This window comes from Chryseolinea lacunae, from assembly GCF_016735595.1.
Lineage (GTDB): Bacteria > Bacteroidota > Bacteroidia > Cytophagales > Cyclobacteriaceae > Chryseolinea > Chryseolinea lacunae.
In genome coordinates, this window is the sequence record NZ_JAERRB010000001.1 from 777,580 (window position 1) to 790,479 (window position 12,900).

A 12,900-nucleotide genomic window follows, 5' to 3' on the forward strand; every position below is an offset into this window, starting at 1 on the left:
GTTTAGTTTTTCGTTGCGTCGGTCTCGCCTTCCGGCTTAACTCGCGGCAATTTAAAACTAAAAGTCGAACCCTTTCCGGGTGTGCTCTCCACTTCCGGTTTTGAGTTGTGACCATCCAGGATGTGTTTCACGATAGCGAGGCCCAGGCCGGTGCCACCTTTTTCGCGGCTGCGGCTCTTGTCTACGCGATAGAAGCGCTCGAAAATGCGGGTTTGATGTTCGGGCGGAATGCCTTCGCCGGTGTCGGTCACGTTGGTGACTACGTTTTTTTTGCTGCTGTCGAAACTCACCACCACTTCGCCGGCGTCGAACGAATGTTTTATGGCGTTCGACACGAGGTTGGTCATCACCTGGTTGATGCGTTGCCAGTCGGCATAAACCAGCACTTTGCGCACGGCGCCATCGATGCGCAGCTTGATGTCTTTGCGTTCGGCTTTTTCTTCGAACTGTTCAAAAATTTCTTCGGTGAGTTTATAGAGGTCGATGCTCTCGAAGTGCATTTTGATCTGACCCGTTTCGATGTGCGAGAGCGTGAGCAGATCTTGTACCAGCATGTCGAGTCCATCCAGACTTTTGGCAGCTTTCTTTAAGAATTTTGTACGTACGGTTTTGTCGTTCACGGCGCCGTCGAGCAGCGTGTGCACAAAGCCCTGGGCCGCAAAGATGGGGGTCTTCAACTCGTGCGACACGTCGGCAATAAATTCGCGGCGGAAGGCTTCCAGCTTTTTCAGCTCATCAATTTCTTTTTGCTTCAGCGTGGCGAAGGAATAGATTTCTTCATTGATGGTTCTCAGCGGATTGAGCGGTGCTGACTTTTGTTTGTCGATGCGCGAAAGCTCTTTCTTTTTCAGCTTGCCCATCAGTTTATACACCTTATCGAGCTCCCGGAAAATAAGAAACTCCAGCACCACAAAGATGAGAATGTAGGAAACGGAGAAGCTGATGCCAAAGGCAACAAAGAGTGCGCTGATGTCTACGCTTTTGAAAAGCGACAGGAACAAGGACGTGATGAGGGCGATGCAGAGTGCCAGCAAAAGGGCCAATACCCGTGAACTGTAAACCATGCTGTAAGGTAGTCGATAGTTTCTGAAAAGCTCTACACGAAAAAGCCTTTGCTTTTCCTGCGGGTGATTGTTACGGGAATATTAGTTAAGACTGAATTTGTAGCCAACACCTTTCACGGTGGTGATATAGTCTTCGCCAATTTTCTCGCGAACCTTGCGGATGTGCACGTCGACGGTGCGGGCCAGCACATAAACATCCGATCCCCAAATGTTCTGAAGCAAATCTTCGCGGCTGAACACCTTGTTGGGGTTTTGGGCCAGGAAGTAGAGCAGTTCAAATTCCTTCTTGGGAAGGTTGATTTCTTTGCCCAGGATGTTGATGGTATAGCTGGTGCGGTCGATGGTGAGGTCGCCGATGTTGATGGTGCTGGTAGGCGATGTTTTTTTGGAGTCCCGTCTGAACAGCGCGCTGATGCGGCTCATGAGGGCGCGCGGCTTGATGGGTTTGTTGATGTAGTCGTCGGCCCCCACGTCGAAGGCGGCCACTTCTGAATATTCTTCGGAGCGAGCCGTGAGGAACACGACAAATGTTTTCTGGAGTTCGGGGATGTCGCGCAAGAGGCGGCAGGTTTCCACGCCGTCCATTTTGGGCATCATGATGTCGAGCAGCACGAGGTCGGGAACAAATTTGCGGGCAATGTCAACGGCGCGGGTGCCATCAAGTGCCGTTTTCACCTCGTATCCGCTTTTTTCGAGGTTGTATTTCAGAAGCTCCAAAATAGGCTCTTCATCATCAACGACAAGCACTTTGTGCATTTGCTTGTTTCCCATAGTTAAACTCTTTGGATCAAAATTAGCCATAAAAGGGGGCATTAAAAACGCAGGGGCCTTTATTAACAATTCCTTAACGGCCCGTACTTTACGGTAACATCAACGCTGCGGGCACAACCTTAAGTTCCTCCCCGCCTCTGGCGAGCCCCTTTGAAAAACGTGTTCTTACAAAAACGGGTATTTGGCGCTTAGAAATCGAATGTAGGCCTTCAGGTCGCCGTGAAATTCCTCGCGCCACTGGTCGCCAAACAGGTCTTGTTTGGATTGGTATTGGCGGAAGTTCATGAAATAGGCATTGTTGGGAAGCTTGTCCTTGTAGCGCTGGGATGGCCTGGACGTTAGGGCCAGGGACAAGGTATCCATCGTGTGGACGATTTTGCGGATCGTGTTTTCCTTCATCATCTTCTTGTAGGGAAGCGTGTCTGTGGGTTTCAGCGTGCCATACACACTGTCTAACGTGTGGGCGCCACGCAGCATGTGGTCCACAAACTTGAGGTAGTCCACATCTTCGTCCATGTAGGTGCGGTATTCTTTTCCGTTCACGCCATACTTGTCGATGAGGAACTTTTCGGTGCCGCGGTCGCCAATGAAGGTGGCCAGGTTTTCGTTGAAGTCCACGCTGTCTTTCACAAAGATGGTGGCGTGCGACATTTCGTGGATGATGAGGTTAGCCAGATCGCCTTCGGAGCGGTTCAGCATTTTACTGAGAATGGGATCGGTGAACCACCCCAGCGTAGACCATCCACCCGGATTCCGGATGATGACGTCCCAGCCTTCCTTTTCCAGTTCTTTTTTCAACGCCAGGGCTTTGGCTTTGTCGAAGAAGCCTTTGTAGGGCACGGCGCCCACCACAGGAAACGTCCACTCCTTGGGCTTTAGCTGAAACGGTTCGCAGGCCAGCACCACCCACATCACCTCCTCGCCTTTCTGGTCGAAGAGTGTTCTGTAGTTTTTGGTATCTTTCAGACCCAGCGAGTCGATGGCATACTTGCGCACGTCTTCGATGAGGTGGAGGCGGGCTTTGAGCGAATCGGGGAACTGCGGGTCGGCCAAAAATTCTTCCACGGGTTTGGCGTTCCACACGATGTTGAGCTGGCCATAGCCTTGCTGTGCACCATAGCTCACCAGGTCCCAGAACACCACCACCAAAATGCCGGTCACGGCCAGCAATCCCAACAACGTCCACTTTATGATTTTGCCCACGCGCTTTCGCATGCTTTAATTTTTTTTACGCCTTGATCGTTGTTCTCTTTCGCGTCTAAATAGTCCAGAAGGGTGTGGTGCTGTAGCGCTTGTTGTCTGAGTCAACCCTGCAATATAAAGGGTTTATGGAATTATTATCGTGCTCTTCAAAAACGTCAACTCGTTGAGGTCAATTTGCTTAGGTGTTTGGCGTTAAAGCAAAGCAAACAACGGGGTTAATTTTCTGTTAAGGATAGTTGAAGAGCGCGTTTTAAAATTAGGGGTGAAATCGTAATTTCACCGGTCTTTAAATGTTGGCAGTTGGCTGTAACCCCACGGGAGCAATACGAGTTTAACTCCAAGTTTATCTCACCCCACAACAATTTTGTAACTAATAAACACGAACGATAGAGTATGAGTGATGCAAAAGAAAAATTGAAAGCCCTTCAATTAACCCTTGAGAAACTTGACAAGACCTATGGCAAAGGCACGGTCATGAAACTAAGCGACGAAAAAGTGGTAGACGTCGCTGCCATCTCCACCGGATCGCTCGGGCTCGACATCGCCCTAGGCATTGGTGGTATTCCCCGCGGAAGAGTGATTGAAGTATACGGTCCCGAATCGTCGGGTAAAACAACCCTCACCCTGCACTGCATTGCCGAAGCACAAAAACGCGGCGGCCTGGCAGCCTTCATCGACGCGGAACACGCGTTCGACAGAGCCTATGCCGAACGACTGGGCATCGACACCGAAAACCTGCTGATCTCTCAGCCCGACAACGGCGAGCAAGCCCTCGAAATTGCCGATCACCTGATCCGCTCCGGTGCCATCGACATCATTGTTATCGACTCTGTGGCCGCCCTCGTGCCCAAAGGCGAATTGGAAGGCGAAATGGGCGAAAGCAAAATGGGTCTTCAGGCCCGCCTCATGTCGCAAGCCCTGCGCAAGCTCACCGGCACCATCAGCAAAACCGGATGCTGCTGTATCTTCATCAACCAGCTGCGCGAAAAAATCGGTGTAATGTTCGGCAATCCCGAAACCACCACCGGTGGTAACGCCCTGAAATTCTACGCCTCGGTTCGCCTCGACATCCGCCGCATCGGCCAGATCAAGGAAGCCGCCGACGACATCACCGGAAACCGCGTGAAGGTGAAAGTGGTGAAAAACAAAGTGGCCCCTCCTTTCAAGGTGGTGGAGTTCGACATCATGTATGGCAGAGGCATCTCCAAGTCAGGCGAAATCGTCGACCTGGGTGTTGAACTGAACGTGATCCAGAAATCAGGCTCATGGTTCTCGTATAGTGGCAACAAGTTGGGTCAGGGCCGCGACGCCGTGAAGCAGCTTATTGAAGACAATCCTGAACTGATGGACGAACTGGAAAAGAAAATCAAAGACAAGATTGCTGCTCCCGAACTTGCCAAGGCAGAAAAAGAGAAAGCAGAAAAAGCTGAGAAAGCAGAAAAAGTGGAAAAGGATTAATCATTCCACCTCTAAAAGCAAAAACCTCCGGGCGCTGCGAAGCTCCCGGAGGTTTCTTTTTTTATAGCCTGTCCATTTTTTAGTGCATCGTCTGGCAGCTGCAGTGCAGCGACTGGAAACTTTGAGTCTCCTCGTGCCAGTGGTAGCTTTGGTTGTAGCGGTTCTGCTCCCAGAAGAATTTCTTGCGCGGCGTGGTGTAGTTGCCGGTTTCGTTCAGGGTGCTGGCGTCGTAGAGACGGCCGTTCGCCATGGTGTAGACAATGCTGTTGGAGTTGGTGATGTCGGCCAGCGGATCTTTGTCGAGCACCAGCAGGTCGGCAAGCTTGCCGGCTTTCAGGGAGCCGATCTGGTCGTCCATGCCCAGGTAGGCGGCACCGTTGAGCGTGGCCGACGTCAGGGCTTCCATGGGTGTCATGCCGCCTTGCACGAGCATCCACAGTTCCCAATGAGCACCCAAACCCTGCAGCTGGCCGTGTGCGCCAAGGTTGATCCTCACACCGGCGTCGCTAAGCGTTTTGCAGGCGCGTGAGGTGAGCATGTGGCCGTTCTCGTATTCTTTTGGCGGCACCATGGTGCGGTGGCGCGAGCGTGCATCCACAATGGCACGGGGTGTGAACGTGAGGAGCTTTTCGTTTTCCCACACGTTGGTGTTCTGATACCAGAAGTATTCGCCGGTGAGGCCCGCATAGTTCACGATGAGCGTGGGGGTGTAGCCTGTCTTGCTGTTTTTCCAGAGGGTCACCACGTCGTTGTAGAGTGGCGCCACGGGAATGTTGTGTTCAATGCCCGTGTGGCCGTCCATGATCATGCTGATGTTGTGATAGAATGTGGAGCCGCCTTCGGGAACCACCTCGATGCCCAGTTCGCGCGAGGCCTGAATGATTTGCTGGCGTTGTTCTCTGCGGGGCTGGTTATAGCTCTTCACCGAAAACGCTCCGAACGCTTTGGTTCTGCGAATGGCGCTGCGGGCATCGTCGAGGTTGTTCACCATCGCTTTGAAATCGCCGTCGGCACCGTAGAGGATAACGCCTGTAGAGAACACGCGGGGGCCCACCATGTTGCCGGCTTTGATCATTTCGCTCTGGCTGAAAATCATTTCAGAGTTCGACGAAGGATCGTGTGCCGACGTGACACCATAGGCCAGGTTGGCAAAATATTCCCACTGTTGCTGCGGGCTCAGTCCATAGCGGAAGTTGCCCAAATGCGCGTGCACGTCGATGATGCCGGGCATGATGGTCTTGCCTTTGGCGTCGATCACTTTTGTTCCCGCAGGAATGGTGACTTCGCCGGTTTTTCCAATCGCTTCAATTTTGTTCTTAAAGATCACGATGGTGCCGTTCTCGATCACGCTGCCACCTTCCATGGTGATGATCTTGGCACCTGTGAAGGCGATGCGGCCATCGGGTGCGTCGCTTTTTATTTTCAGTCCGATCTTCACACCGGCCGTATCCAACGGCGGAATAGAGTCGGGTGCGCCGGCCAGGAATTTGAAACGCTTGTTGAGGTCGTTGCTGAAGTATTGGTCGCCCAACGTCCAGTAAATCTTTTTGCTGTCGCCCGACCAGTGCAGGTTGATGCCGGCGTCGCGCGAGAGCTGGCTCACGGGCACGCTGGTAGATCTGGAGTCGAGGTCAAGTGTTTGTCCCAGCGCCGGCATGGCCGACACAAATGCCTTGTGCAGTTGGGTGAAGGCAATCCATTTTTCGTCGGGACTCACCACAAGGCGGTTGGCATATTTCGAGGTGGCCAGTGCGCGATCGTCGCCACCGTCGAGGCGAACGCTCTTCAATGTTTTGGTGAGGTTGCCAAAGAGGTAGCCTCCGGATTGATAAAATACGCGTGTGCCGGCGGCGTTGAACTGTGGATATTCACCCTCCCGCTGAATGAGCTTCGCCGTTCCGCCGGCAGTGGCTATCCAATAGATGCCGGGATTTTTTGTGTAGGTGTAGCCCTGATGATCGTTGCCTTCCTCTTTCACAAAAACAATCTTGCTGCCGTCGGGCGAGAACGATGGTGTGCGATAGATGCCTTTTTCAGTAGTGATCTTTACCGGCTTGGCGCCTTTGGTTTTCAGGTTCAGGGTAACGATGGCACCGGAAGTTTCGTCGCTCCAGGTCACATAGGCCATTTCATTTCCGTTGGCCGAAAACGCCGGCTCAAACTCCAGATCCTTTGATGCTGTGAGGCGGGCGGGCGTGCCGTTGGGCAGGTCTTTTTTCCAGAGGTATCCGGCGGCATTAAACAACAGCGTCTTTCCATCGGGCGAAGTCACGGCGTTGCGTATGGCTTTGCTGTCGAACGTCTCGCTGAAGGCGCTGTTCTTGAAGTGAAGGGCCTCGGCCACTTTGATGGTGGCATCGACGTGAAACGGAATGTCGGATACTTTTTGTGAGGTTACGTTGATGCTTTTGATTTTTCCTTTCGACCACAGCACAATGGCAGCGTCGTCGGGGGTCCAGCTGAAGCCGGGATACACGCCATAGATGGCCCACGCTTCCTGCTGATCTTTGCTGAGGTCGTCGTAGATCGGCCACTCCTCTCCTGTCTTCAGGTCGTGAATGTAGAGCACAGACTTTTCGCGCACGCGGCGCACAAAGGCCAGCTTCGAGCCATTGCGCGAAACCTGTGGTCGCGCAGCACCGCCGGGACCACCCGTTACGATGTCTGTTTCGCCTTTGTTGAAATCATATCGCTTGATCACATAGATCTGGCTGTTGGGATCTTTGTTGTATTGAAAGAAACCTCCGGGATACATGTCTTCGCTGTAGTACAGATATTGTCCGTCGGGGCTCACGGTGGGTTCGTTCACATCCTGCTGGTCGTTCTTGCGTTTGGTGATCTGCAGGCCGCTGCCGCCGGTCACATGATACATCCACATTTCGCCGGCACCCAGCGAGCGTTGTGATGTGAAGTGTTTGCGGGCCACCAGGTAGTTGCCGTCGGGTGTCCAGGTGGCGTTGTTCAGCAAGCGAAAATCTTCTGTGGTTATTTGCTTCGCGTCGCTGCCGTCGCGCTTCATCACCCAGATGTTGTCGCCACCGCCCGCGTCGCTGATGAAGGCAATCGATTTTCCATCGGGGCTGTAGCGGGGCTGCACATCCATGGGCACGCCCGTGCGCAGGGCTTTGGCCGTGCCGCCGGTGATGGGCAGCACATAGAGGTCGCCCAACAGGTCGAACACAATTTCTTTTCCATCGGGACTCACGTCCACGTTCAGCCACGTGCCTTCATCGGTCGAAATTTTTACGTCCTTGATTTTAGCATCAGCGGGTGGGTTGGACACATCCCACTTTTTGTCTTTGTCCTGGGCGTGCAACAAAAGACTTGCCGCCAGGAGCGTGAGGGTTAGAAAGGATTTCATTGAAATGGTTAAGGTTAATGACGGCCGGAAGATAGAAAAAGGAGATGACAACGGAAGGCCCGATAAGGACAAGACGTTGGCGAAAATGGAGAACGGTAAGCGTGTGGCTTTTTGAAATGAGGCTCCTTTGTTATTTCAATCGTACGAAATAGGTTTTCCCGGGCCACAGAAATTTTTGTTTGCCATAGCCGTCTGTCATCGGATGCGAGGAGTATAGCGTCAAACTTTTTTCCGGCTCTATCTCCATCACCACACCACAATGCCCATAGGCCTTGCCGTTATACACATTCCAGAATTGAACAAAGTCGCCAGGAAGTACATGCGCGGCAGAATCTATCGCCACGCCTTTGCCGCTATTAACCAAAGCCTCTTGCACGCCACGAATGATGGGGGCATCGTCATGCACCAAGGCCGGAAGATTGTCGCCCGTAATGATGCGAATGGCCCGTTTGTCTGTTGCTGATAGTGGCTTGAACGGATCGATTACCTTGATAACAAACTCGGTGCAGACCGCTTCGTCATAGCGAGGAGCTAATGATTTTCCGGTTGTTTCAATGAAGTCCAGTAGTTGCCTGTTTCGTGGAGGGAGCCTTGTGAACACAACGCGATCGATCTTTTGATGCTCCACGCGGATGGGCTGCGTTCTTATCCAATACCATGCAAACAAACCCACTGCTGTTACAAACCCTACGCAGGAAAGCGTCAACAGAACTTTCAGTTTCATAGTGATGCAGGAGAAACGATGCTGCGGACTTAGTTCGAGCGAATCGCCAACACCGGATCCAATCGCGCCGCCAGGGCTGCGGGAATGATGCCCGAGATGAGTCCGATGGCCGACGACACACCCAATCCCAACACAATGTTCTTGACTGTGAGCGTCACCACCAGGCTGCCCATGGGCACATAGGTGAGTAAAAATACCAGCAGCAACCCGGCCATGCCGCCAATGAGGCTGAGGAACACGGCTTCGAACAGGAACTGGAAGAGTATGAAATAGTTTTTCGCGCCAAGCGACTTTTGTAGACCAATAATGCTGGTGCGTTCTTTCACCGACACAAACATGATGTTGGCAATGCCAAAGCCGCCCACCAGAATGGAGAAACCACCAATGATCCAGCCGGCCACACCCACCACGTCGAACAGATTTCCGATCACGTTGGCAATGGCCTCGGGGCGGTTGAGCACAAAGTTGTCTTTTTCTTCAGGCTTCAGTCCGCGACGGGTGCGCAAAATGCCCCGCACTTCGTTCTCCAACTCCACAAGCCCCACGTCAGATTCCTTGCCTTTCACGCCAATGCGCGAGGTGAGCTCCTGCGGGTTGCCGGTGCCGGTTTGATAGAGTCGGCGAAATGCCTGATAGGGTATGATGGTGCAATAGTCGTTGCTGGGCGTGCCCAGGAAGCTTTGGCCTTCCTTGCGGATAACACCGGCCACAATGTATTTGAGGTTCTTTATCTTGATGGTCTTGCCCACCGGATCGCCTTCGTTGGGGAACAGGGCCTGGGCCACTTCATAGCCGATGATGGCGACGTTACGACCCGACTCGATTTCTTCCGGCGTGAAGTAGCGACCTTTTTCGATGTTCACTTCAAATACCACATCATAGCCCTGGCTGCCGCCGATGAGGCGGATCTGGCCGATGCTGTTGTTGCCGTATTTGATGACCGAGTTGCCTTTGCCCGAGAAGATCACCATGCCGTTCTCGTTCTTGAGGTTGGCTTGTAGAAACTTAAACTCGTTGTAGGATGCGTTGGGGCGCTTCCAGAAGTCCCACCAGCGATACACGCCGTCGTTGTCGGCAGTGAAGGGCCACTTTTCGATGTAGATCACACCGGTGCCCAGGAAATCGAGACTGTCTTTGATGTTTTTCTCGAGCGAGTCCACAATGGTGAGCACAGAAATGATGGCAAAGATGCCCACGGTGACGCCAAGCAGGGATAGGATGGTCCTTAGCACGTTGGACTTGAGCGCCCTCCAGGCGAAGCGGAAACTCTCGTAAATCTGGCCTAAGGTCTTCATCAGGGGTTAATAACGCGGTTATTTGACTTTGGGTTTGTCGCCGGTTCTGTTGGCGAATTACTTAATCCTAGACTTAAATAAGGCTTTTTTGTTACAACGCTGAAAAAAGACTACCCTTTTGTCGTAAAAGCCAATTCTTGCCTTATTTTTGCACCTCTTAAAAAATTTTACCCTTTATTGGGCACCTTCTGCACACACGAATATGAAGTTATCAGAATTCAAATTTGAACTCCCTAATAATCTTATTGCACTCGACCCTGCCGAAAACAGGGATGAGTCACGCCTTATGGTGGTGCATAAAGATACCGGCAAGATAGAACATAAGATCTTTAAAGATGTGGTGGACTACTTTGTGGAAGGCGACGTGATGGTCGGCAACGACACCATGGTGTTTCCCGCACGCCTCTATGGCCGCAAAGAGAAGACCGGCGCCAAGATTGAAGTGTTCCTGCTTCGCGAACTCAATGCCGAAATGCATTTGTGGGATGTGCTGGTAGACCCTGCCCGCAAGATCCGCGTGGGCAACAAGCTCTATTTCGGCAACGGCGACCTCGTGGCCGAAGTGATCGACAACACCACCTCGCGTGGCCGAACCATCCGCTTCCTGTTTGATGGCGACTCTGCCGCGTTCGACAAAGTGGTGGAAACCCTTGGCGAAACACCGCTTCCCAAATACATCAAGCGCAAGATCAAGCCCGAAGACAAAGAGCGTTTTCAAACCATCTTTGCCAAACACAAAGGCGCTGTCTCCGCTCCTACTGCGGGCATGCACTTTACACGCCAGTTGCTGAAGCGTTTGCAGATCAAAGGTGTGGACATGACGTTTGTGACCTTGCACATCGGCCTGGGCACTTTCCGCCCCGTGGACGTGGAAGATCTCACGAAACACAAAATGGATTCCGAGAATTTCATCGTAGGCCAGGAGGCTGTTGATATCGTGAACAAAGCGCTCGACAACAAAAATCGTGTATGTGCTATCGGCACCACCACGATGCGCGCATTGGAATCGGCCGTGTCGGCTACCAACCGCCTGAAGGCACGCGAAGGCTGGACAGACAAGTTTATCTTCCCGCCCTACGACTTCAAGATCTGCAACGCCATGATCACCAACTTCCACATGCCCGAGTCGACCTTGCTCATGATGGCTTCCGCTTTCGCGGGATATGATCTGGCGATGGAGGCCTACAAAGTTGCCCGCAAGGAAAAGTATAAGTTCCTGACCTACGGCGACGCAATGTTGATCATCTAGTACGATTTCATTTCAATTGAAAATAGAGAAAGGGTTGTGGTAGCACAACCCTTTTTTTGTTGGCATTTTTCACCTGCCCGGAAAATCTCAGAAGCTTTTCTTATTTTTATCGTATGAACAAGGACGAGATCCTGCGAACGCTCCGAGAACACCTACCCGAAATCAAAAAAAAATTTCCGGTAGCAAGCTTGGCGTTGTTCGGTTCGTACGCGCGAGGCGAGCAAACTGAAGAGAGCGATATTGATGTTTTGGTTGAGTTTAATGGCGACATCGGCCTTGAAGTCGTTGATCTTCTCGATGATCTCGAAAAAGCATTGCACCACAAAGTTGATCTCGTCAGCAAAAGAGCGCTAAAGCCTCACTATCGTCCCTACATTGAAGGCGACGCCATCTATGTCTGAACGACGACCACCATCTCTTCTGATCAATGACATCCTAGAATCCATTCAGGACATCTCTGTTTTCACGCATGGAATGAACTACCAGAATTTTGACGCAGACAAGAAAACAAAATATGCGGTATTGCGCTGCCTTGAGGTGATTGGTGAAGCGGTGAACCGCCTCCCGGTTTCTTTAAAAAACAGCTACCCCGAAATTGAATGGAGCAAAATTGTGAGATCCCGCCATATCGTGGCGCATGAATACACAAAAGTTGACTATCTCATTGTCTGGCGAATCATCACTGTGCATTTGTCTGATTTAAAATCCGTTCTCGAAAAAATACAATCGGTTTGAAAGAATACGCCCTCATCGTTGCCGGTGGCAAAGGCACGCGCATCAAAAGCAAAACACCCAAGCAGTTTCTGGAACTGGAAGGCTTGCCCGTGTTGATGCATACCATTCTTGCTTTCTATCGCTACAGCGAATCCATCCAGATCATCCTTGTGCTTCCCGCCGACGACTTTGCCACGTGGGAAAGTTTGTGTGCACAATACGGTTTCTACAAGCCGGTAGTTTTGCAGCAGGGTGGCGACACCCGTTTTCAATCCGTGAAAAACGGGCTCGAAAAAATTGAGGGCGATGGGCTGGTGGCCATTCACGACGGCGTGCGGCCCTTGGTGCACGAAGACATTATCGGCGCATCGTTCAGGCTGGCCGCCGTGCATCAGTCGGCCGTGGCGGCGGTCCGGTTAAAGGAATCGATCCGCATCACCGACCAGGACACCACCAAGGCCATGGACCGTTCGCGGTTCCGCCTCATCCAAACCCCGCAGACGTTTCAGGTGGGCATGATCCGGCGGGCATATGCGCAGAAAGAAGACGACACCCTGACCGACGACGCCAGCGTGGCCGAGCGCGCGGGGCATAGCATATCGTTGTTTGAAGGCAGCTACGAGAACATCAAGATCACCACCCCCGAAGACCTCGTGGTGGCGGCGGCGTTGCTGAAATCGCGGAAGGATGGTTATAAAAAAGACAAAAGCTGACCCTGGCCAGCTTTTGTTTGTTATCACATCATCAACGAAGCGCGATCAATACTCGTCTTCATTAAAGAAAAAGTCTTCCTTGGTGGGGTAGTCGGGCCAAATCTCTTCGATGCTTTCATAGGGTTGGCCGTCATCCTCCAGCTCCTGCAGATTTTCCACTACTTCCAACGGGGCACCCGATCGGATGGAGTAATCTATCAGTTCATCTTTTGTGGCGGGCCAAGGCGCATCTTCTAAGTAAGAGGCAAGTTCAAGCGTCCAATACATAGTTTTAGTCCTCCTTTAATTTTTCGCAAAAATAGAATTTAATTGAAGAAAACAAACTTTATTTCCCTTATCGTTTGCTAG

12 protein-coding genes are annotated in these 12,900 nt (G+C 52.0%); 5 read left to right on the forward strand and 7 right to left on the reverse strand.

The features are described from left to right. Positions 1 to 2 precede the first annotated feature (2 nt). The 3 genes from JI741_RS02960 to JI741_RS02970 form a co-directional block, all read right to left on the reverse strand. Positions 3 to 1,064 carry a sensor histidine kinase gene (locus JI741_RS02960; RefSeq protein ID WP_202007229.1) on the reverse strand — a complete coding sequence of 354 codons (1,062 nt, stop codon included), beginning with the start codon at positions 1,062 to 1,064 and terminating at the stop codon, positions 3 to 5. Between the two features lie 81 nt (positions 1,065 to 1,145). Next, complete coding sequence (locus tag JI741_RS02965) at positions 1,146 to 1,835, reverse strand: response regulator (RefSeq protein ID WP_202007231.1); 690 nt, start codon at positions 1,833 to 1,835, stop codon at positions 1,146 to 1,148. A 165-nt stretch (positions 1,836 to 2,000) separates the two neighbouring features. Next, the gene (locus tag JI741_RS02970) at positions 2,001 to 3,050 is read right to left on the reverse strand and encodes an aminopeptidase (RefSeq protein WP_202007233.1); all 1,050 of its coding nucleotides are present in this window, start codon (positions 3,048 to 3,050) and stop codon (positions 2,001 to 2,003) included. Between the two features lie 381 nt (positions 3,051 to 3,431). On the opposite strand from JI741_RS02970, the gene recA reads away from it, so the two are divergent. After that, positions 3,432 to 4,496: a recombinase RecA gene (recA, locus tag JI741_RS02975; RefSeq protein ID WP_202007235.1), complete on the forward strand. Its 1,065-nt coding sequence runs from the start codon at positions 3,432 to 3,434 to the stop codon at positions 4,494 to 4,496. A gap of 79 nt (positions 4,497 to 4,575) precedes the next feature. Here the strand turns inward: recA and JI741_RS02980 are convergent, their stop codons facing one another. The 3 genes from JI741_RS02980 to JI741_RS02990 form a co-directional block, all read right to left on the reverse strand. Next, a complete protein-coding gene (locus JI741_RS02980) occupies positions 4,576 to 7,857 on the reverse strand; it encodes an amidohydrolase family protein (protein ID WP_202007237.1) in 3,282 nt (1,093 codons plus the stop codon). A 130-nt stretch (positions 7,858 to 7,987) separates the two neighbouring features. Next, positions 7,988 to 8,581 carry a hypothetical protein gene (locus tag JI741_RS02985; RefSeq protein ID WP_202007239.1) on the reverse strand — a complete coding sequence of 198 codons (594 nt, stop codon included), beginning with the start codon at positions 8,579 to 8,581 and terminating at the stop codon, positions 7,988 to 7,990. 29 nt (positions 8,582 to 8,610) lie between these two features. Next, positions 8,611 to 9,876, reverse strand: a complete 1,266-nt coding sequence (locus tag JI741_RS02990; protein ID WP_202007241.1) for an ABC transporter permease — start codon at positions 9,874 to 9,876, stop codon at positions 8,611 to 8,613. Positions 9,877 to 10,078: 202 nt separating this feature from the next. Here JI741_RS02990 and queA point away from each other — a divergent pair, with 202 nt between their 5' ends. From queA to JI741_RS03010, 4 genes are read left to right on the forward strand one after another with little or no spacing between them, the layout of a single operon-like run. Beyond that, the gene (gene queA, locus JI741_RS02995; protein WP_202007243.1) at positions 10,079 to 11,125 is read left to right on the forward strand and encodes a tRNA preQ1(34) S-adenosylmethionine ribosyltransferase-isomerase QueA; all 1,047 of its coding nucleotides are present in this window, start codon (positions 10,079 to 10,081) and stop codon (positions 11,123 to 11,125) included. Between the two features lie 59 nt (positions 11,126 to 11,184). Next, positions 11,185 to 11,526 carry a nucleotidyltransferase family protein gene (locus tag JI741_RS03000; RefSeq protein WP_236675850.1) on the forward strand — a complete coding sequence of 114 codons (342 nt, stop codon included), beginning with the start codon at positions 11,185 to 11,187 and terminating at the stop codon, positions 11,524 to 11,526. Next, a complete protein-coding gene (locus tag JI741_RS03005; RefSeq protein ID WP_202007244.1) occupies positions 11,519 to 11,860 on the forward strand; it encodes a HepT-like ribonuclease domain-containing protein in 342 nt (113 codons plus the stop codon). The genes JI741_RS03000 and JI741_RS03005 overlap by 8 nt, the downstream gene beginning before the upstream one ends. Beyond that, positions 11,857 to 12,552, forward strand: coding sequence for a 2-C-methyl-D-erythritol 4-phosphate cytidylyltransferase (locus JI741_RS03010; RefSeq protein WP_202007245.1), 696 nt, complete (start codon positions 11,857 to 11,859; stop codon positions 12,550 to 12,552). Before JI741_RS03005 ends, JI741_RS03010 begins: the two co-directional genes overlap by 4 nt. 45 nt (positions 12,553 to 12,597) lie before the next feature. On the opposite strand, the gene JI741_RS03015 is transcribed toward JI741_RS03010, so the two are convergent. Next, complete coding sequence (locus JI741_RS03015; RefSeq protein ID WP_039751840.1) at positions 12,598 to 12,819, reverse strand: DUF2795 domain-containing protein; 222 nt, start codon at positions 12,817 to 12,819, stop codon at positions 12,598 to 12,600. Between the last annotated feature and the right edge of the window lie 81 nt (positions 12,820 to 12,900).